Genomic DNA, 21,584 nt, shown 5'->3' with positions numbered 1-21,584 from the left:
AACCGACCGCACTTTTATTTCACAGAACCGCAGGTTAAGCAATATAAATATTGCCCTTTCGGATCGTTAAACGTATTTAACAAACCAAGTTGTTTTTTAAACTGTGTCATTTCTTTTGGTAATCCGATAGTTTCTGCCATCACCCGCTGTAACCAAAGACGACCTTCACCTTTGAAATCGCGCATGATTTTCTTAATCAACGTGCGCTCATCATCCACCATCCATTCCACAGAGAAACGACTTTCATCAATTTTCTCTTGCTCCGCGCGTCTTTCATTCACCAATTCCATGGCTTTTCCTATAGCGGTATCAAGATTACCTAACTCATCCACCAATTTATGCGCTAACGCTTCGGACCCAAGCCAAACTTGACCTTGTGCCACCTTATCCACTTGTGCTTTAGTTAAATGGCGCCCCTCGCTCACTTTAGTTAAGAATTGATCGTAACCATGTTCAATTTCCAGCTGTAATACATCATTTAATTCAGCGGACAACGGACTTAAAAGAGAACCTAACGCCAAATCGGACGTTTTCACGCCATCGGCAGAAACACCAATTTTTTTAATGGTGTTCTCAAAAGTTGGCAACACGGCAAAAATACCGATAGAGCCGGTAATCGTGTTTTTATCTGCCACAATATAATCCGCCGTGGAAGAAATCCAATAACCGCCAGACGCCGCCATGCCTCCCATGGAAACCACCACCGGCTTACCGGCTTTCTGTAAATGCGTTACTTCCTGACGAATGATTTCAGAAGCAAAAGCACTACCGCCCGGGCTATTGACACGCAATACCACACCTTTTACGTCTTTATCATCGTGCGCCTGACGTAATAACGTCGCAATGGTATCGCCACCGGCGTTTTCTTCATCACTTTCGCCGTCCACAATCGCACCCTCGACGTTCACTACAGCAATTTTATTGTCTGTTTCGCCGATTAAACGATCCGGTAAAGAGGCTAAATAAGTTTCAAAATCCACGGTTTTTGGCTGATGGTCTTTGTCCTCACCAAAAAGTGCGGTCAATTTTTTATTTAAATCAAAACGATCCAACACATCAGTAATTAATTTACGTTTTACCGCATATGCCGTACTGTCGCCTTTCAAGGCCTTCAACTCAGTTAAATAGGTATTTGCCGTCGGCGCTACAAGCGCTTTCGGAATGTCCCGATTGATGGCCACTTGTGCCGTGTAATTCTCCCACATGGTGTTTAACCAACGTTGTAAATTAGCCCGTGCTTCAGGCGACATATCATTACGCAAAAACGGCTCAACGGCTGATTTATAGGTGCCCACACGGAACACATGCGGGTTCACGTCTAATTTATCCAGCATCTCTTTGTAATACAGCGTTTCCTGTTCCAAGCCCTCAATAGACACGCTGCCGATAGGATTCATGTAAATTTCATCGGCATAACTGGCAAGAAAATATTGAGATTGGTTGTAGCTGTCCGAATAGGCGATCACTTGTTTACCGCTATCTTTGAAATTCTCAATCGCTTCACCGACATATTCAAGAGATGGCAAATCGCCTCCTTGAAAATAATTGAGATCCAACACCAAGCCTTTCACTTTGTCATCCTGTGCCGCGGCATCAATGGCATAAATGACATCAAAAGTCGAATATTGTTGTGTAATACGTTGGTTATCTAATTCTTTTAGCATGCTTTTGAAACTACTTTGATCATCGCGATTATCTGCCAAATAGCCATCCAGTTGTAATAACAAAGCCCCTTGATCGCCTTTTAACACGACTTTTTCCTGTTTATCCGCCCCAACAATTAGGGTAAAAACGGAAAGTGCCAATAAAACAAAAATCAAGAAAACGATATTCATGACTAAATCACGAATAAAATTAAGGATGCGCCAGGCAAACTTCACCAAAGAGACGATAAATTTCATATAACCTCGAAAAATCAACAAAATGGCGTTTAAAATACCATAAACCTACGTCTGAATAAACCTAGAGAAAAGCCTGTTTTAAAAACTGTGCTATAATCCACCGCACTTTATTCCCCCCCATAAAAAGGAAGCGAAAATGGATGCATTACAACTCCTCACTGAACGCAGTTCACAAAAAAAACTCAATGAACCGGCACCAAATGAACAGCAATTAAACCAAATCTTTCAAGCTGCCTTGCGGGCACCGGATCACGGTAAATTACAACCTTACCGTTTTGTTGTTATCGAAAAAGAAAAAATGGCCACCTTCGGCGATTTGTTAAAAAGTGCGGTGCATGAACTCAATTTGGGTGAAGAACGTTTGAAAAAAGCTGAAAACCTTGCCGGTCGCGCACCAATGGTTATCGGTGTCATCGCGAAATTAGATCCGACCATCAAGAAAGTGCCGGAATGGGAACAACTTCTCTGCGCCGGTTGCGCCACTTATGCGATGCAACTTGCCGCCAACGCGTTAGGCTTTAAAAACGTTTGGATCAGCGGCCCTTGGCTAGAGGGTTCGGCACTACGCAACGCTTTCCGATGTGAAGCGCAAGATAAAATTATCGGTTTTATTATGTTAGGTTCCGGTGAAGAAAAATTAGAAAGAGAGAAAAAAGCACTCAGTTTAGACGATGTAGTTTCTTCCCTGTAAATCCCCTAAAAAAAAACAGCAAAGAAACAGACCGCACTTTAGATAGAATGAGTAAAGTGTGGTCTGTTTTTTCATTATTTTCAGCACAGCAAACGAACATTTTCTCTGTTTTAATCTCTTTCCTTTATTTGTCGTGATAAAAAATGATGCCAAATAAATAGAAAAGTTTTGACAAAGCATTACATCATATAATACTATTTTTATATGTTAACTCTTTGTTAACTATTAATTCAAACTTAAGGAGACAAATATGAACCCAAATGTTGGTGGTATGGATAAAGTTATTCGAATCGTTCTAGGCATCGTTCTCATTGCCTTGACCTTAACGAACATTATCGGTTGGTGGGGCTGGATTGGTGTTGTTCCGTTATTAACCGGACTATTCTCACGCTGCGGTCTTTATTCACTACTTGGCATCAACACCTGTCCATTAAAAAAATAATTCATTAACACATCATTTTCACTCGGTAGAAATGCCGAGTGTTTACCTATTTTGAGGAAAGCACAAAAATACTATGACCATTTCCATTATTTCTGCTCTAGAAGCAAAAGATAAGTTAGCCTCCGGGGCATTATTAATCGACATTCGTCAACCTGAAGAGTATCGCCGTGAACACATTGAAGGTTCAGTTTTACAGCCTCTTTCTGAATTACAACGTCAAGGATTGAACGAAACTCTAAAACAAGGAAGTTGCCTTATTTTCCACTGTAAATCCGGCGCAAGAACCTGTAGCCAGTCTGAGTTTTTCAAGCAACTGGTACAGGAGAGTCATTGTGAAGTGTACTTGCTTGAAGACGGAATAAACGGCTGGAAAAATGCCGGATTGGCCACGAAATTTAATCCCTCACAACCCATTGATATTATGCGTCAAGTTCAAATTGCCGCAGGAAGCTTGATTTTACTAGGCTCAGTATTAGGGTGGTCAGTTTCACCTTATTTTTATTGGCTACCAGCGTTTGTCGGTGCAGGGCTCACGTTTGCCGGAATCAGCGGTTTTTGTGGCATGGCGAAACTCCTCGCGCGTATGCCATGGAATCGAAAATAGTCGATTAGATCATAAAATAGCGGAAAAAAACGGTTCGGTTATTGGTTTCACAAGGCAAGGTGTGTAGAATACGCGCCCCTATCCATAATGAGTGAAGACGAAATAAAATCTGATGAAAGATATATTGGAAAAAAGTAACGAAGCCAGCAACTTCTTAAAATTGTTAGCCAATCCGAATCGCTTAGCCATTTTGTGCTGTTTACGTGAGCAACGGTATAACGTCACCGAATTAACCGTCAAAATGAACATGCCACAAGCGGCTATGTCCAACCAACTCGCTCTTTTGCGTAAAGCTGGCTTAGTGGCAAGCGATGTCAAACATCGGGAACGTGTGTATTACATTAACGATCCCAAAGTCGTTGAAATGATCAAATTATTACACGGCTTTTTCTGTGACTCATCCGCTGAAAAATAAACATAAAAAAACGCAGAACCAACTTCTGCGTTTTTTCATTTTATAAAATCCATCCTTGCATTTTTATCGAATTTTACGACCGCACTTTTGCACACCAATCAAGATGTGCTAGATACCATTGAACGGTGCTACGCATCGCCCCCATAAAATCCGCTTGTGGCTGCCAATGCAATTCTTGACGAATTTTTGTGGCATCAAGTGCATAACGCACATCATGTCCGGGACGGTCAGCCGTATGCACAATAAGATCTTGATAACGTTTTATTCCCTGAGGCTTATTGGGAACCAATTCCTCCAAAATATCGCAAAGTACCTGTACAATTTCTCGATTCGTTTTTTCACAATGCGCGCTGATATTGTAGCTTTCCCCAATACGCCCTTGCTGAAGAACAAGATACAGCGCCTGAACATGATCCTCAACGTATAGCCAATCTCGAATTTGCTGCCCATTGCCATAAATCAGCAACGGCTCTCCACTTAATGCATTTAAAATCATCACCGGAATCAATTTTTCCGGATATTGGTAAGGTCCATAATTATTCGCGCAATGCGTGATGATTATCGGCAGTCCATAAGTGCGGTGCCAAGCACGAACCAAATGATCCGATGAAGCTTTTGAGGCTGAATAAGGGCTACTTGGCGCATAAGCTGAAGTTTCTGAAGACAAATCTGACGTCCCTGCCACATCACCATAAACTTCGTCTGTCGAAATATGTAAAAAACGGAATATCTTTTTCTTCTCGCTTGGCAGCTGTTGGTAATAATCACGTACAGCTTCCAACAGCATATAGGTACCAACAATATTGGTTTGAATAAACGCCGCCGCACCATAAATAGAACGATCCACATGGCTTTCTGCTGCAAAATGCACCACACAATCAGGCTGATGTTCTTTTAAAATGCGTTGAACCGCTTGCATATCACAAATATCGGCCAGTTCAAAAGCATAACGCGGATTAGTCGCTACCTCATGCAACGACTCAAGATTGCCGGCATAGGTCAATTTATCCAAATTCACAATCTGATCTCGCGTATGATAAATACTATGACGAATAAACGCTGAACCAATAAATCCGGCACCGCCGGTGACAAGAATTTTCATAGAGGATTAATTCGCTTTCACCTGATTAATCGTATCGCTTTCCCAGCCTACATACTCACCGGAAAATTTTTCTGCCAAGCGTTCAAACTGCTCTACATAACGGAAAATATCATCGTTATCCAATGTCATTTCCTGCTCTATTTTGACGATATAAAACCCGTCTTTATCGTCTTCATCTTCGAAAATCAGCGGCGCACTGCTATAACTCATAGAATGAAAGGAAAGATCGCCAAGATTGACAGCTTCCATAAATTGGAACATCTGCTGTTCTTCTGCAAACTGGAACGTATGTTCAACAAGATAGTTATCCGCTAAATCTCTGCCATTTTGTAGCAACATATCTAAAATTTCTTCCGTGACATTAAGTTTCATTTCCAATGGTGATGGCAATAAAAAATCAAAATAAGTATCCCAATTCGGATCATCTTGCACCGTAATCTCTTCAATGTCTTCCTTAAACTGGTCGAGTACATCGAAAAGTGCGGTGGTTTCATCGCAATAAAAATAAAGCTTTAAATGCCCTTCAGTAAAAATATGTCCGGCATAAAGTAGCTCTGGCAATGCGGAAGCCTGCACCAAAATTTTGAATAATTCCTTCACCACCCGATGATGTTCATCTAACGTTGGCATCGTATTTTCATCCGCTTCATAAGGCAATGAAACCTGCACGATTTTATTGAATTTATCAGGGGTAAATTGTTCAAAAATATCTAAATTAACGGTACACGAAGCCATGTTGCCGTTAATTAAGGTACGGTAATTTTGCCAATTTTGTTCAGGATTTTTTAACGGCATTATTTAAACTCCGCCCAAATCGGTGCGTGATCCGATGGTTTGTCCATGGCACGAATATCAAGCGCAATCCCGGTATCCACGCAATGCGCTGCCAATGCTTTATTTGCCAAAATATGGTCAATGCGTAAACCGCGATTATCATCAAATCCTTTGGAACGGTAGTCAAACCATGAGAATTTATCGTTTACCGTCGGGTTCAAATAACGGAAGGTGTCTTCTAAACCATATGCATATAAACGCTGATACCATTCGCGCTCTTCCGGCAAGAAGGAACATTTACCGGTGCGCAACCAGCGTTTACGATTTTCTTCGCCGATACCAATGTCCAAATCAGACGGGCTGATGTTCATATCGCCCATAATAATCACCGGGTTTTGTGCATTATGATCTTGTTCCAAATAGCGCTGTAAATCCGCATAGAATTTTTGTTTTGCCGGGAATTTGGTTGGATGTTCACGGCTTTCACCTTGTGGGAAATAGCCGTTAATCACCGTTAATTGCCCAAATGGCGTGTCTAAGTCAATCATGATAATGCGTTTTTGGGCTTCTTCATCATCAGTTGGGAAACCTTTTCTCACCAATAACGGCGCCTGTTTACTCAATAAGGCAACGCCATAATGTCCTTTTTGGCCAAAATGGTTGACGTGATAGCCAAGATGATCCACCAACTCATAAGGGAAGACTTCATCTGCCACTTTAATTTCTTGCAAGCCGAGTACATCCGGTTGATATTTATCGATGATTTCTTCTAATTGATGTGGTCTTGCTCTTAATCCATTGATGTTAAATGACATGACTTTCATGTTAATTCCTTAATTTCTCTTATTCAGTTGCCCATGCGCTGCTGAATTCTATCAGCAAACATACCGATACTCACGGCGAAATAATTCGACTTGTTCCAATGCAATAGCGTGCGATAGTTGTTTGACACTAAAAACGCCCGACCCAATTCACGATCCGGTCTCACCAACCACAGATCCGTTTGAGAAAGTGCGGTCAATTTTTGCTGCGTTTCTGATGTGTGAAATTTGGCCATTACGCCCTGTTTCTGCCAGTCGGCTAAACTGCGTTGTTTGCCTTCTTCAATGCCGGATAAGCTCATATCGATCGGCTGGTTCACCGTGACTTCAATGCCCCAAGGCAAATTCGGGTTCCAGCCCTCGGTGTGCAAATAATTGGCAATAGAGGCAAACACATCATAGTGTTCCGTCCAAATGTTTTTCTCACCGTCTCCGTTTCCATCCGCGGCATAACGTAAATAGGAACTTGGCATAAATTGGGTTTGCCCCATAGCACCTGCCCATGATCCCCGCATTTTGTGGCGCTGAATATGATCCCGTTGCAGCATTTTCATGGCCGCAATAAATTCTTTACTGAATAACGCTTCACGACGTCCATCAAAAGCCAACGTGGCCAATACGGACAACACATCATAACTGCCTTGATAATAGCCAAAACTGCTTTCCATGCCCCACAATGCCATTAAATAATTTTTCGGGACCCCAAATGTCTGGCTCGCCTTTTCCAGTTGTGGCAGTTGCTCCCAATAACGTGCAGAAGCCGTCTCTACTTTATTTTCGGTTAATACGCGATTTAAGTAATTGGTCGTGCCATTCGGGTTTATCACCCGCGGCGTATTAGGATCGCGTTTACGAATTCGTCCCGCTTGTTGATCGTCCAAATCCACGGATTTTTGGATGTAGTTAATGTTATTTTGTGCATTCAATACCTCCACAGAAACCCCTTCTGCAGCGGCTTTGCCTTTCAAGAAATTCACATAATCATTAAAGTTCTCTAATGTGCGAGGCTTGCTATAAACCTCGCTTGCTGCAACAGCGTGAATACCATGAGTTCCTCCACTTGAAGAGGGGCTATGAGAAGAACAACCTGCCACAAAAAGTGCGGTGAAAATAACGGATGTTTTTAAAAATGAGGTAAACGTCATGGGCTATTTTCTCAAGAACGCATGATAAAGGCTTTTCAATAAGGATGTTGGCAACAATCGTGCCCCGGAACGCAAAGCAAACGTAAACAAGCCGGAAAATAATCCTTGGATACCTAAACGATATTTCAATTTAAACAAACGCCACTCTGCTTTGGCTTGATTTAAACCACGACGACGTCCTACCATGCCGTTACCAACCCGGGCGTACACCAAAATATCCGGCAAATTCGCCACTTTTTGACCTTGTGCCACAAGCTTAATCCACAAATAATAATCTTCTTGCAGATCTTCATATCCGCCACAATTTATGACCGCACTTTTTTGATACGCCACGGTCATGTGATTGAATGGACAACGCTTTTGCGTAAATTTCACAATGTCTTGTGCCGTTATAGGCACGTTGCGATATGCCACAATGTCGTTAACATTGTCACCAAACTCAGCAATTTGTCCGCCGAAAATAATCGTTTCCGGATGTTGTTCAATAAATGCCACTTGCTTTTCAAAGCGTTCCGGCACGCAAATATCATCGGTATCCATACGGAAAACCCAATCATGCGAACAATGTTTTAAACCTTCATTGAGCGCTTTGCCTAAACCTAAGTTTTTCGGCAACTTCACTAAGTTTAAGGGTAATTTTGTTTCGAATTCAGTGACAACCGCCTCTAGTTCCGGTGTCACCGCACCATCAAACACTAAGACGATTTCATCGGCAGGATGGGTTTGTGCCACAAGGCTTTCAAAACATTCTCTTAAATATTGTGGATTTTCCTTAACGTATAAGGACATTAAAACTGAAAATTTCATCTCTCTTCTCTTTGTCTTTGTAGTGACAGACTTTATGTCTGTCCTTATATATTCAACTTTGGCATCGGACAGGCATAAAGCCTGTCCCTACAAACATCACATAAACCGTTTCAAATTAATTGCCAATTTGGGGGAAATTAAAACGACCAAGGCAATCACTAGCTGCTTAATACTTTTCGTTAATTTAAAAATCTCAAAATAGTAAAAAGCGGCTTTACGGGATAAATTCATGATATGTGGATACGCCAAAATGTAGCTCGCATTAATATTGAAATTGCGCGCCTGTGCCTCCGTTTTCACATAATGCTGACGGATATATTCAATGGCTTTTTGCGTATTAGTGGTATCCGTAGAAACGCTCGAACGCTTAGTATGGAAAGTACAATGGGTTAAAGGTGCGTTGATTTTATACGGCTTAAAACTTGGCTCTTGCAACAATTTCAGCAAGAAATCGTAGTCTTCCAAAGATCGAAGTGCGGTGGATAATCCACCTATTTTTAAAAACAGATCTTTTTTCACCCCAATCATCGGCATACCACCGATTTTATTCGCCAGTAAAATTCGCTCTACGCTAATCTCTTGTGGCTCAATCGGGTTGGTCACATAGCTAAAACCTTCATTCACCATTTCGCATTTTGCCGGATGGTAGATAAAATTAATGTCTTCGTGCGCAGCAATAACTTCCGCCAACATCTCACATTTATTAGGCGCAAAGCGATCATCATCATCTAAAAATAACAACCATGCCTGCTGCGCATAGCGCGCTCCGATATTGCGGCTTTCCGCAGCGCCTTGATTGGTTTCGTTACGAATGACTTTAACTGCAAATGGATATGCTTGTGTCACTTCAACGGGTTCTTTTGAGCAATCATCCACAATCACCACATCAAAATTATATGAAGTCTGCTTGGTTAAACTTTCCAATAATACTGGAATTTCATCTTTTCGATTATAAGAAGGAACAATGATACTGAACATTAGTTCGCCTCCTTTTGTTTGAACAACACAAGCTGTTTCCCTTGGCTACCGAACAACGATAAAAACATCAACATCACAAACATAATGCCCGGGAAAGCAAAGGTATCGGCTTTCACATTGCAAAGGGACAAAATCGCCAACGTAGAAAGGGTAAATTTCCAACTATCATCAAACCAATTTAACGCCACCTTGCGCACAAAATAGAAGGTCACGACAAAACACACCAAAGCATAAGACACGCCACCATATAGAATTTGGCGCAAAAAGCCGGAATCGGTATGACCGTAATAACGCCCAACGACTAACTCACCAGTCATATACATGCCGTCACCTTGAATAAATTGTTTTAAGGTTGGCATAAACAAATGGTTTTTCATCAGCGTATCCGTTGAAGAACTCACAAAGCCTTCTCCGTGCAATAAATTAATCACCGGTTCAAGTGCATGGGCCACATACGGATTTTCCGGTAAAAAATACGCCAGTAACAATACGAGCAACGCAAAAGAAATTAACGCCGGAAGATATCGCACTTTGAAATACACCAAAATGCTGATCACAGAAATGGTGAGGAAGGTTCTGCCGGAAATCAGCCCGATACATAACATGAAAAAAATCAGCACGCTCGGTAAGGTATTCTGTTTCGCGTTATACGCCAGCAAGAAATGAAACAACATCAAATAGAACAAACTTAATTGGAAAAAAGCCGCCGACGTGACGTTATATAAGCGATACTCTTGTTCAGAGCCATAAAAACGATCGGGTAATAAGGCATTTGTGGAAAGTAAGAAATCCACGATCCAAGACACGCCAAGTAACGCCAACAAGCCCAATACAAATTGCAGAATCACGCCAATCTGTAAATCCTTCACAACAGTGAGTTGACTGTTTGGACGGGCATAAAATGCATTATAAACGCCCACGCCAAACACAAATAAAATCAGCAATTTCACATACATGGCGATCACGGAGAAATCCCGTGTGCCGTTGATAAGCAATGGAATCAGGCTAAATACGATTAAGCCGAACAACACCGCCAAACTGTCTAACGGCAACACAATGCCCTGCGCCTGTTGCTTTTTAACATAGCGATATGCCAAAAAGAGGAAGGCGACCAGCCCGACTACCCATGACATACGTAACACATGGAATAACCAAGGATCGTAGAGATAAAAAAGATTAAAAAGTGCGGTCATTTTTTTCGTTATTTTCCTAAATTCTTTTTAATTGCAAACAGTTTCTTTAACGGGTATTTCAATAATTTTTTTGCCAAATTATTGGATTTAGAGCCGCGAATCGCCTCTAAATTGCTCATGAGGGTTGGATTTTCAATAGCCATTAACGGGCGTACCACCTTGTTATTTAGGTGAAATTGCGTTTCAAACAATAGGAAATCATCTGCCAACCAAAAGGCTTTTTCTTGTGTCAACACGTCAAGAAAACGGCGAGCTGCAGATTTTTTAATGAGATACGCCACTGTGCCGGCAAAATAACTTTTATACGGATATGCCAGCGTCACATCCGCGACTTTTTGACGTAAAAAAGAAAATGTTGTCGGATAATTGATTTCCAATTCCACGTCATTAAAAGTCGCGATTTTAGATTGCCCGATGAGAACAATATCTGCCGAACACTGTTGGGTTAAAAGTGCGGTCGTTTTTTCCGATAAATCGGCATTAAACAAAGCATCATCTTCACAAACCAAGGCATAATCCGTTTCCGCAATGTGCTCATCGGCAACAATTCGGCGATAAACCTCAAGATGGCTCAAGGTACAGCCTATTTCACCTTTTGTGACATTGCGCCCATAATGTTGCTCAAACTTTGTCGGATTGAACACTTCGACCAATGCATCCCATTCTTTCTGCATGGTGTTAATCGCGGAAAACACCTCAAAATCTGCCGTGTTAGGTTGAGAAAAGAACAATTCGCGACGCTGAACGTCCTTATCTAACGAAATCAAATATTTCTTCATAAAAAATCTCAATAAAATCGATTGTCTGCTGGTTTGTCTGTCAGTAGGCGGGAAACCGAAATAGTTGCATAAAAGATTGCTGATTATACTAAAGAAATCTATAATCCCCCACCTATTTTACGGTAAAAACACAAGTTCGATTTTCCCGATGTCCAACAAAACCATTGCTAAAAACACCCTCTTTCTTTACATCCGCATGTTGTTCAATATGGGCGCGATGCTGTATATCTCGCGCGTGGTGTTGCGCGTATTGGGTGTGGAAGATTTCGGGATCTACAACATTGTCATGGGCGTGGTGATTTTGTTCTCTTTCTTTAATGGCACCATGACCGCCACCACACAACGCTTCATTAACGTAGAAAAAGCCTCAAACGACAGCAAGCGCATCAATAAAGTCTTTAACATCAGTATTCTCAATCACTTATTGATTATGTTGGTTGTGGTGCTATTGGCAGAAACTGTCGGGCTGTGGTTCCTTAATCATAAATTAATTATTCCTGCCGGGCGTATGCAAGCGGCCAATCTTGTTTATCAGGTTGCGTTGATCATTGCCTTGATTGAAATTATCAAAGTGCCTTTTAACGCCATGATTGTCGCCCATGAACGCATGTCTTTTTATGCCTGGCTGGGATTAGCAGAAACCGCCTTTAAACTGACCGCTATCTTTATTTTGATGCATATCGAACACTACGACAAACTGATTTCTTACAGCCTCTTGTTGTTGTGTGTCAGCCTATTGGTGTTTACCCTTTATTTTCGTTTCACACGCAAGGCTTTCTACATGGAAACCCGTTTCCATTTTGAGAAAGATTTACATACCACCAAAGAAATGATGAGCTTTTCCGGCTGGATGCTGGTGGGACAACTCGCTTATGTAGGCTCAACGCAAGGATTGAATATGGTGACCAACCTGTTCTTCGGCGTTGCCGCAAATGCGGCGGTCGGTATTGCGACGCAAGTGGATACCGCCGTATATAGTTTTGTGAACAACTTCCAAGTGGCGTTTAATCCGCAACTGGTGCAATCCTATGCGGCAAAAGACTATGAGCGAAATAAAAAGTTGATCTTAGGCACCTCAAAATATTCTTTCTACTTAATCGCTATTTTATCCGCGCCGGTGCTGTATTTCAGTCATACCTTACTTACATTTTGGTTGGGCGATAATGTGCCGATGTACACCGATAAACTGGTACAAGCCACGCTTGTTTGCTCCCTCATCAGTGCCATGGCGGGATCATTCTGGATGACGGCGTTGGCTATCGGTTCAAAAACCATTAAACAATACAACGTTATCTTGGCGATTATCGATCTTTGCACCGTGCCGCTTGCCTATTATCTGTTTACCTTAGGCTACAATCCGGTCTATGCCTTTATCGGTAAATTCTGCACCGCACTTTTCATGCAGCTTTATCGCCTCTACTTTATTAACAAAAGAATTAAATTTAATCGCAAAGAATTTGTCTCATACTTAACAAATATCAGCCTGGTTTTCGCCTTATTATTAGGCTTAATTTATTTCTCGGACACACAGCGCACCTACTCATTCTTGGAATTTGTAGGAGAAGCGTTCCTTCTTGAAGTCGTACTCATTTCAGTCATCTTAATGGTGGGATTAAACAAAACTGAAAAAGGCTTTTTATTTAGCTATTTAAGAAAAAGAGTGAAAAGATGAATCAACAACTCATTGATTTAAAAAACAAGTTAGCTCCAATTGCAGATTTAATTCAAGATAAAAACGATGTTTTTTATCTTGATTATCCATTGCATTTAAACGTGGGCGATTTATTGATTTATCACGGAACAGAACAGTTTTTTACGGATCACAATATTTGTGTCACCTTAAAACGCAGTGAATTTGATGTGGACATTGAAGAACTGAAACAAAAAATCACCCCAAACACCACAATTTTGCTCCACGGCGGGGGTAATTTCGGTGATCTTTATCCACAACACCAAAAAATTCGCGAAACGGTGGTGGAAACGTTTCCCCACAACCGTGTGATTGTGTTACCACAAACCTTGTTCTATAAAAGCCAAGAAACGTTAGAAAAATCCGTCGCACTTTTTACCCAACATTCAGATTGTCATTTACTGGCGCGAGACGAAAGAACGGCAAAAACTTTTGCACAATTTTCGACCCACGTGTATTTATCACCGGACATGGCGCATGAACTGTACGGAACATTGCCGACGAAAAACACACAAAGCGGAAACGCCCTCTATTTCCTGCGTAAAGACATCGAAGCCAGTGATATCGAAAAAAATATTATCGCACAACTCCCAGCGGAAAGTCATATTAAAGACTGGGAAGATATGTTATCTGAACGAGACGATTTAGTCTTAGCCGTTACTTGGCGTTTAGCTAAATTCGCCAAGCGTCATCAGTTAGCCGGCTTAAAAAATATTGTTCATCGCTTTTGGAAAGCATACACCAAACGCATTATAAAACGCGTTGCCAAAAACTTTTTAAGCTATGACAACATCACCACGACGCGTCTGCACGGTCACATTTTTTCCTGTTTATTGGAAATCCCAAACGTGGTTTGCGATAACTCTTACGGCAAAAACACCGGCTACGCCAATTTATGGACAAAAGAACTGGATTTTGTCGAGTTTTATACTCAACAAAAATAAGATGTTGTGCATTGATTAATGGAATGAAGTCATGTTTGAACTCAAAAAACTCATCACCGCTATGATGCTACCGCCATTTAATATTTTGATTTTATGGCTATTTTCGCTTTTATTTTCATTCTTTAAATGCAAAATATTAAGCCGCCTTTGTGCATTTTTCGGCATTGTGCTGCTCTATCTTGTCAGCATTCCCTACACGGCACAAACCTTAAAAGACAGCTTAGTCACTGAAGATCATTTAACCTTAAACGATTATAAACAGGCTCAAGCCATCGTTTTATTAGGTGGTGGCGTGCGTGATAGCAAAGAACTCTATGCACCGCTTGCGTCTTCTGCCACACAGCTAGAACGTTTGCGTTACGCGGCTTATTTACAAAAAGAAACGCAACTGCCGTTATTGATTAGCGGTGTCAGCCCAACCGGTGCTTCAGAAGGCAAAGTTTCTGCAGAAGAATTACAGACGTTCTTTAATGTGCCGACGAAATGGCTAGAAGAAAAATCTTTAACCACCAAAGAAAATGCCTTATACACCCGTCAATTACTAGAAAAAGAAGGCATCCATAAAATCATTCTGGTGACTAATGAATGGCATATGCAACGGGCAAAACTCTTGTTTCAACAGCAAGGCTTTGATGTCTTGCCGGCAAGCGTCGGCGAAGGCATTACACCGGACAGTTACGGATTAAACATGATGCACTTTGTGCCTCAAGCCGGTGCCATGGCAAAAAATATGCAATTACTGAAAGAGTGGATCGGCTACCTCAAAGAGAAATAATGTCTCTGTTTTTCCACCGCACTTTTAATCAATTCCTTGTAAAAATGCGCCCTTCTTCAGGCGCATTTTTTATATCTATTTATCTTTTATTTGCGATCAAGTTCACAAAAGTCACGGACATTTTTCGCCAGACTCAACGCCTTGTTTTAGGATAATTTTTATTTCAAGGTCTCCTTATGCGCTATTTTAAACTTTTCTTTAGCCTGCTCTTTTTTAGCGTTTATTGTTACGCTGAAAAACCTGATTTAATGTTGTTAGAAAACTATAAAGATCAAAACGTAACCGGATGGGTGATGAGTGAAAAATTGGATGGTGTGCGTGGCTATTGGGACGGCAAACAGCTTTTTACTCGAGGAGGCGTTCCCCTGACGCCACCCGCTTATTTTCTGGAAAATTTTCCGCCGTTTGCCATTGATGGCGAATTATTTAGCCAACGCGATCAATTTGCAGAAATCTCTTCTATCGTGCGCGCTTATCAAGATAAGGGTTGGCATACATTAAAACTACATGTCTTTGATGTGCCTGATGCTAAAGGGGATTTATTTGCCCGTTTGGCAACATTAAAGGCCTATTTAGCAGGACATCCCACTCAACACATTGAAATCATCGAACAAATTCCTATTGAAAGTCCACAACATGTCCGTCAATTTTTACAACAAGTGGAACAGCAAAAAGGCGAAGGCATCGTGATTCGTAACCCCAATGCACCTTATGAAAGAAAACGCAGTTCACAAATTCTTAAATTAAAGACCGCACTTGATGAAGAATGCACGGTGATTGCCCACCATGCCGGCAAAGGGCAATTTGAAAATGTTATGGGCTCAATTACCTGCGAGAACCACAGAGGTCAATTCAAAATCGGTTCCGGATTTAAATTGGCTGATCGCATCAATCCCCCACCTATCGGCTCAAGCATCACCTATAAATACCGCGGGTTAACCAACAAAGGGAAACCAAGATTTGCCACTTACTGGCGCAAAAAAATCGAAGAACCGAGCGCACCATAAAACATAAAAAATGCGGTGAAATTTCACCGCACTTTCTATTCATAGACCACTAATCGCTGTGGACGAATCACGTTATTTTCATCAATCACCGCCACGCCAAGAAAGCAATTTTCATGGGAAAATAACCGCACTTGTCCTTGCAACCTGTTAGAGTTATCGAATTTTATACGTTGACCAAATCCGATACCTTGTGTTTGGCTTTCATTTAAGGTTAACACCGGCAATTTTGCCACGGCAGTATCCATCGGCAATAATAAGGCATCTAACAAACTCAAATCTTGCTGTTCTGCCAAGCTTTGTAAAGCGTGCCAATCTAGCATTTTTTCTGTCGGGTAATCCGCCACTGCTGTGCGACGCAACATAGTTACATGGGCGCCACAGCCCAATGCCTCTCCTAAATCATCCACCAAAGTACGAATGTAGGTTCCTTTGGAACAATGTACCTCAAGGGTTAAATAAGGCGCATTGTATTCGATGAAGTTCAGTTCAAAGATCGTAATAGGACGTGCTTCCCGCTCTACCGTAATACCTTGACGGGCGTATTCATAAAGAGGTTTGCCATTGTGTTTCAAGGCGGAAAACATGGTCGGCACTTGTAAAATATCCCCACGGAATTGTTCAAGTGCGGTCAAAATTTCAGGTGTTTTGACCTTCACTTCATGGGTTTTGACAATCTGTCCTTCTGCATCGGATGTGTCCGTGCGTTCTCCCAGTTTTGCCGTGACTAAATAACGTTTGTCAGCATCTAGCAAAAACTGCGAAAACTTGGTGGCTTCGCCCAAACAGATAGGCAACATTCCGGTGGCAAGCGGATCTAACGCACCGGTATGCCCTGCTTTGTTCGCCTGAAAAATACGTTTCACTTTTTGCATGATGTCATTGGAAGACATACCTTGCGGTTTATCCAACAAAAACACGCCGTGAATATCACGCCCACGTTTACGCGGTTTGGACATTAGTCTTTGTCCTCAACGTGTTTTTTCTCATCTTCGCGAACAACATTGGTCACCAAGTTAGACATACGCATACCTTCCACCAAAGATTGATCATAGATAAAACGAATCTCCGGCACGATACGCAGACGCATGGCTTTGCCTAACAGCGTGCGAATATAAGGTGCAGCTTTTTCCAAGCCTTTCATACCCTGCGCAATCGCTTGTTCATCGTGATCAAATAAGAAGGTGACGAAAACTTTTGCATAAGCCAAATCACTAGACACTTCCACGTCAGACACCGTCACCATGCCAATACGTGGATCTTTCACTTCGCGTTGTAAAATCACCGCGATTTCTTTTTGGATTTCTTGTGCGACACGGTCGCTACGTTTGAATTCTCGAGCCATTTTGTTTCTCTTTTTATTATCCGCAGGTCAGTATCCCCGCGGTTAGGCATAATTCTTCCCCTTGGGAACGTTTATGCAGCCATAAAGGGCAAGTTATATCACATAGAGTAAAGCATTCGCCTAGGCAAAAAGTGCGGTCAAATTTGACCGCACTTTCTTTTAAGATTAAATCGAGCGTTTAATCTCAACGACTTCGAACACCTCAATCTGGTCGCCGACTTTTACGTCATTGTAGTTCTTCACGCCGATACCACATTCCATACCGTTACGGACTTCAGATACGTCGTCTTTGAAGCGACGGAGAGATTCCAACTCACCTTCAAAGATCACCACATTGTCGCGTAATACGCGGATTGGGTTGTTACGTTTCACAATACCCTCGGTCACCATACAACCAGCGATGGCGCCGAATTTCGGATGTTTAAACACATCACGCACTTCAGCCAAGCCGATGATTTCTTGTTTGAATTCTGGTTGTAACATACCGCTCATCGCTGCTTTCACATCATTTAAGAGTTCATAAATGATGGAGTAATAACGCAGGTCGATATTTTCGGCTTCGATAATACGACGAGCAGAAGCATCCGCACGAACGTTAAAGCCAACGATAATCGCGTTGGAGGCTGCGGCTAACGTTGCGTCAGTTTCAGAAATACCGCCCACCCCGGAACCGACAACTTTGACTTTGACTTCATCAGTAGAAAGCTCTTGTAACGATTGAATAATCGCTTCTACAGAACCTTGTACGTCTGCTTTCACAATGATGTTAAGTTCTGCGACATCACCTTCCGTCATATTGCTAAACATATTTTCAAGTTTCGCTTTTTGCTGACGAGCGAGTTTCACTTCACGGAATTTACCTTGACGGTGTAATGCCACTTCACGTGCTTTTTTCTCATCACGAACCACAGTTGCTTCATCACCCGCTGCCGGAACGCCAGAAAGACCTAACACCTCAACAGGGATAGATGGACCGGCTTCCTCGATTTCTTGACCATTTTCATCACGCATCGCACGAACACGACCATATTCAAAACCACAAAGTACGATATCACCTTTATGTAATGTACCGGATTGAACAAGAATGGTTGCCACCGGACCGCGACCTTTATCAAGGTAAGATTCGATCACAACACCACTTGCCATGCCATCTTTCACCGCGGTTAATTCAAGTACTTCTGATTGAAGTAGGATGGCATCTAATAAATCATCGATACCCATACCTTTCTTCGCAGAAACCGGTACGAATTGCACATCACCACCGAATTTTTCAGAAATAACTTCATGTTGAAGCAATTCTTGTTCTACGCGATCCGGGTTGGCTTCCGGTTTATCGATTTTGTTCACTGCAACTACTAAAGGCGCACCGGCTGCTTTGGCGTGCTGGATCGCTTCAATGGTTTGAGGCATCACACCATCATCTGCGGCAACCACAAGAACGACGATATCCGTTGCTTTCGCACCACGTGCGCGCATTGAGGTAAATGCCGCGTGTCCCGGCGTATCTAGGAAGGTAATCATCTTACCGTCATCCATTTCTACGTGGTATGCACCGATGTGCTGAGTAATACCACCCGCCTCGCCGGCTGCCACTTTCGCTTTACGAATGTAGTCAAGTAAGGAAGTTTTACCATGGTCAACGTGACCCATAATGGTTACTACCGGCGCACGCGTTACTTTTTCAGCATTAATATCGCGATCACCTAATACTTCTTCTTCAAGCTCATTTTCATTGCGAAGAATCACTTTGTGCCCTAACTCTTCTGCCACTAATTGTGCAGTTTCTTGGTCAAGCACTTGGTTAATGGTCACCATTTCGCCCATTTTCATCATCGCCTTGATGATTTCAGTGGCTTTGGTCGCCATCTTATTTGCTAATTCTGCAACGGTAATGGTTTCACCAATGACAACATCTGTTTTCACCGCCTGAACAGGTTTTGTAAAGGCTTGTTGTAATGCAGCACCTTTCTTACCATTTTTACCTTTGCCGAATTTACCGTCTTTTAGGTTACGGCGGTTAGACTCGCGCTCGTTTTTATTGCTTTCATCATCACGTCCGCCTTTTTTCGCTTTAGCGACTTTATTTTTACCGCGACCGCGACCTTCATTACGACGTTCTTCTTCATCTTCTGCTTCTAAAGCATAACGAGAGCTTAAATTGTAATCGGTATAATCTTCTGAGGCGCTTTCATTACTTGACGTATCAGCTTCAGCATAACGTTTCGCTTCCTCAGCCGCTTTACGCGCCTGTTCTTCCGCTTTTTGACGGGCTAACTCTTCCGCTTTACGGCGTAATTCCGCCTCTTCGGCTTTACGTTTTTCTTTTTCCGGATCAACCGATTTAGGTTTATTTTCAACCGCACTTTGTGCTTGTTTCGCTTTTTCCGCGGCTTCTTTGTCTTTCGCCGCTTTCTCTTTGGCGGCTTTTTCTCTTAGCGCTTTTTCTTCCGCTGCTTTTTGCTCAGCTTCCTGTTTCGCTTTTAATTTTGCGGCTTCTTCAGCTCTTTGTGCAGCTTCTGTTGGAATTACGCGTTTTTTACGTACTTCAACCTGCACTTCTTTACTCTTACCCGAAGCGCTCGTTCCGCTCACGGTCGTTTTTGTTCTACGCTGTAAGCTCAGTTTCTTTGGGGCATTTTTTAATTCTTCTGTCATCTTTTCACTCCTTCATTACTCAGTGAACCAACAAATGTTTCGCGCTGCCATAATTAAATCTGCAGCTTGTTCGGCACTGAGTCCTTCAATGTCGGCTAAATCATCAACGCCTTGCTCAGCAAGATCTTCCAAGGTCGTGATTTGTTTTTCTGCCAATTTAAAGGCGATGTGACGATTCATGCCTTCAAGATTCAACAAACGATCTTCAATTTTTGCTTTCTTCAACGCTTCTTCTTCTACCAATGCTTTCGCTGTAATGGCATTTTTCGCGCGGGTTTGCAATTCCTCTACTAAATCTTCATCTTCCAAACCATCAATGGCGGTTAATTCGCTCACGGAAACATAAGCCAATTCTTCTAACGTAGAGAACCCTTCATCAATTAATAATTGTGCAAATTCCTCGTCGATCTCCAAGGCATCAATGAACAAGTTCAATACTTTGTCGTCTTCCGCTTGGTGTTTTGCATTTAAGTCTTGGGTAGTCATGACGTTTAACACCCAACCGGTTAATTGAGTTGCCAAACGTACGTTTTGACCATTACGGCCAATGGCTTGCGCCAAATTCGCTTCTTCTACAGCAATATCCATCGCGTGTTTATCTTCATCGACGACGATAGAACTCACATCTGCCGGCGCCATGGCGTTGATCACGAATTGTGCCGGGTTGTCATCCCAAAGCACGATATCAACACGTTCACCGCCTAACTCATTGGTAATCGCTTGAACACGAGCTCCACGCATCCCTACGCAAGCGCCTACAGGATCAATACGTTTATCATTGCTCTTCACCGCAATTTTAGCGCGAGAACCCGGATCGCGTGCTGCACTTCTAATTTCGATCAATTCTTCACCAATTTCCGGCACTTCCAAACGGAACAATTCAATTAACATTTCCGGTTTAGCACGTGTTACGAATAATTGTGCGCCTTTGCTTTCCGGGCTCACTTTATATAACACACCGCGTACACGGTCACCCGGGCGGAAGTTTTCACGCGGTAACATATCTTCACGTAACATCACCGCTTCTGCTTTATTACCGTCTTCACCATTAACATCTAAAATGACGCTATCGCGGTTACTTTTCTTCACGGTCGCCGTAATAATTTGTCCTTCTTTCGAACGGAATTGATCAACAATTTTGCTGCGCTCCGCCTCACGAATTTTAGTGCTAATCACTTGACGCGCAGTTTGCATCGCGATACGGTCAAAGGCGATAGATTCGATTTGATCTTCCACATAATCACCAATTTGTGCATTAGGGTCTTCAAAACGAGCTGCTTCTAAGGTGATTTCTTTTGTCGGGTTATTCACTTCTTCCACCACTAACCAACGACGGAATGTGTCAAACTCACCGGTCTTAGTATTAATCGCAACACGAACATCAACGTCATATTCGTATTTCTTTTTGGTGGAAAGGGCAATAGCGCTTTCCAACGCTTCAAAAATTTTTTCACGTGGAAGCAATTTCTCATTGGATACGGCTTCTGCCGCTAATAAAATTTCTTTACTCATGCTTTTT

At 42.2% G+C, this 21,584-nt stretch carries 21 protein-coding genes; 8 read left to right on the top strand and 13 right to left on the bottom strand.

What is annotated here, in order from left to right:
• Positions 1-14: 14 nt before the first annotated feature.
• Positions 15-1,901, bottom strand: a complete 1,887-nt coding sequence (gene sppA, locus DK415_RS02220; RefSeq protein WP_109432266.1) for a signal peptide peptidase SppA — start codon at positions 1,899-1,901, stop codon at positions 15-17.
• 136 nt (positions 1,902-2,037) lie between these two features.
• On the opposite strand from sppA, the gene DK415_RS02215 reads away from it, so the two are divergent.
• The 4 genes from DK415_RS02215 (at position 2,038) to DK415_RS02200 (ending at position 4,053) form a co-directional block, all read left to right on the top strand.
• Positions 2,038-2,592, top strand: coding sequence for an NAD(P)H nitroreductase (locus DK415_RS02215; protein WP_109432265.1), 555 nt, complete (start codon positions 2,038-2,040; stop codon positions 2,590-2,592).
• A 250-nt stretch (positions 2,593-2,842) separates the two neighbouring features.
• Entirely contained in the window at positions 2,843-3,034 is a 192-nt protein-coding gene (locus DK415_RS02210) for a YgaP family membrane protein (protein ID WP_109432264.1), read from the top strand.
• A gap of 73 nt (positions 3,035-3,107) precedes the next feature.
• On the top strand, positions 3,108-3,638 hold the full coding sequence (locus DK415_RS02205) for a rhodanese family protein (RefSeq protein ID WP_109432263.1): 531 nt from the start codon (positions 3,108-3,110) through the stop codon (positions 3,636-3,638).
• 112 nt (positions 3,639-3,750) lie between these two features.
• The gene (locus DK415_RS02200) at positions 3,751-4,053 is read left to right on the top strand and encodes an ArsR/SmtB family transcription factor (RefSeq protein WP_109432262.1); all 303 of its coding nucleotides are present in this window, start codon (positions 3,751-3,753) and stop codon (positions 4,051-4,053) included.
• A 73-nt stretch (positions 4,054-4,126) separates the two neighbouring features.
• Here the strand turns inward: DK415_RS02200 and rfbB are convergent, their stop codons facing one another.
• The 8 genes from rfbB to DK415_RS02160 all read right to left on the bottom strand — a co-directional run bounded on the left by rfbB (position 4,127) and on the right by DK415_RS02160 (position 11,652).
• Positions 4,127-5,155: a dTDP-glucose 4,6-dehydratase gene (rfbB, locus tag DK415_RS02195; protein WP_109432261.1), complete on the bottom strand. Its 1,029-nt coding sequence runs from the start codon at positions 5,153-5,155 to the stop codon at positions 4,127-4,129.
• A 6-nt stretch (positions 5,156-5,161) separates the two neighbouring features.
• Positions 5,162-5,950, bottom strand: coding sequence for a TIGR01619 family protein (locus DK415_RS02190; protein WP_109432260.1), 789 nt, complete (start codon positions 5,948-5,950; stop codon positions 5,162-5,164).
• Positions 5,950-6,753 carry an exodeoxyribonuclease III gene (xthA, locus tag DK415_RS02185; RefSeq protein ID WP_109432259.1) on the bottom strand — a complete coding sequence of 268 codons (804 nt, stop codon included), beginning with the start codon at positions 6,751-6,753 and terminating at the stop codon, positions 5,950-5,952. Before xthA ends, DK415_RS02190 begins: the two co-directional genes overlap by 1 nt.
• 23 nt (positions 6,754-6,776) lie before the next feature.
• Positions 6,777-7,895 carry a lytic murein transglycosylase gene (locus tag DK415_RS02180; protein ID WP_109432258.1) on the bottom strand — a complete coding sequence of 373 codons (1,119 nt, stop codon included), beginning with the start codon at positions 7,893-7,895 and terminating at the stop codon, positions 6,777-6,779.
• A 3-nt stretch (positions 7,896-7,898) separates the two neighbouring features.
• The gene (locus DK415_RS02175) at positions 7,899-8,702 is read right to left on the bottom strand and encodes a glycosyltransferase family 2 protein (RefSeq protein WP_162540451.1); all 804 of its coding nucleotides are present in this window, start codon (positions 8,700-8,702) and stop codon (positions 7,899-7,901) included.
• Positions 8,703-8,798: 96 nt separating this feature from the next.
• Complete coding sequence (locus tag DK415_RS02170; RefSeq protein ID WP_109432257.1) at positions 8,799-9,680, bottom strand: glycosyltransferase family 2 protein; 882 nt, start codon at positions 9,678-9,680, stop codon at positions 8,799-8,801.
• Positions 9,680-10,873, bottom strand: a complete 1,194-nt coding sequence (locus DK415_RS02165) for a hypothetical protein (protein WP_109432256.1) — start codon at positions 10,871-10,873, stop codon at positions 9,680-9,682. The genes DK415_RS02170 and DK415_RS02165 overlap by 1 nt, the downstream gene beginning before the upstream one ends.
• A gap of 8 nt (positions 10,874-10,881) precedes the next feature.
• Entirely contained in the window at positions 10,882-11,652 is a 771-nt protein-coding gene (locus DK415_RS02160) for a glycosyltransferase family 25 protein (protein ID WP_109432255.1), read from the bottom strand.
• A 148-nt stretch (positions 11,653-11,800) separates the two neighbouring features.
• On the opposite strand from DK415_RS02160, the gene DK415_RS02155 reads away from it, so the two are divergent.
• The 4 genes from DK415_RS02155 to DK415_RS02140 all read left to right on the top strand — a co-directional run bounded on the left by DK415_RS02155 (position 11,801) and on the right by DK415_RS02140 (position 16,068).
• A complete protein-coding gene (locus tag DK415_RS02155; RefSeq protein WP_109432254.1) occupies positions 11,801-13,324 on the top strand; it encodes an oligosaccharide flippase family protein in 1,524 nt (507 codons plus the stop codon).
• The gene (locus DK415_RS02150) at positions 13,321-14,286 is read left to right on the top strand and encodes a polysaccharide pyruvyl transferase family protein (RefSeq protein WP_109432253.1); all 966 of its coding nucleotides are present in this window, start codon (positions 13,321-13,323) and stop codon (positions 14,284-14,286) included. The genes DK415_RS02155 and DK415_RS02150 overlap by 4 nt, the downstream gene beginning before the upstream one ends.
• Positions 14,287-14,317: 31 nt before the next feature.
• Positions 14,318-15,061: a YdcF family protein gene (locus tag DK415_RS02145; protein WP_109432252.1), complete on the top strand. Its 744-nt coding sequence runs from the start codon at positions 14,318-14,320 to the stop codon at positions 15,059-15,061.
• 176 nt (positions 15,062-15,237) lie between these two features.
• On the top strand, positions 15,238-16,068 hold the full coding sequence (locus tag DK415_RS02140) for a DNA ligase (protein ID WP_109432251.1): 831 nt from the start codon (positions 15,238-15,240) through the stop codon (positions 16,066-16,068).
• 35 nt (positions 16,069-16,103) lie between these two features.
• Here DK415_RS02140 and truB read toward each other — a convergent pair whose 3' ends face one another.
• The 4 genes from truB to nusA form a co-directional block, all read right to left on the bottom strand.
• Positions 16,104-17,024 carry a tRNA pseudouridine(55) synthase TruB gene (gene truB, locus DK415_RS02135; RefSeq protein ID WP_109432250.1) on the bottom strand — a complete coding sequence of 307 codons (921 nt, stop codon included), beginning with the start codon at positions 17,022-17,024 and terminating at the stop codon, positions 16,104-16,106.
• A complete protein-coding gene (gene rbfA, locus DK415_RS02130) occupies positions 17,024-17,410 on the bottom strand; it encodes a 30S ribosome-binding factor RbfA (protein WP_005700694.1) in 387 nt (128 codons plus the stop codon). Before rbfA ends, truB begins: the two co-directional genes overlap by 1 nt.
• Positions 17,411-17,575: 165 nt before the next feature.
• Positions 17,576-20,065 (bottom strand): translation initiation factor IF-2, encoded by a 2,490-nt coding sequence (infB, locus tag DK415_RS02125; protein WP_109432249.1) that lies wholly within the window; start codon positions 20,063-20,065, stop codon positions 17,576-17,578.
• Between the two features lie 15 nt (positions 20,066-20,080).
• Positions 20,081-21,577, bottom strand: coding sequence for a transcription termination factor NusA (gene nusA / locus DK415_RS02120; protein ID WP_109432248.1), 1,497 nt, complete (start codon positions 21,575-21,577; stop codon positions 20,081-20,083).
• Positions 21,578-21,584: the final 7 nt, after the last annotated feature.

It is taken from the genome of Aggregatibacter segnis (assembly GCF_003130075.1).
Classification (GTDB): domain Bacteria; phylum Pseudomonadota; class Gammaproteobacteria; order Enterobacterales; family Pasteurellaceae; genus Aggregatibacter; species Aggregatibacter segnis_A.
Note: the sequence above shows the minus strand (reverse complement) of the source record. Positions and strands in the feature narration are given on the sequence as shown.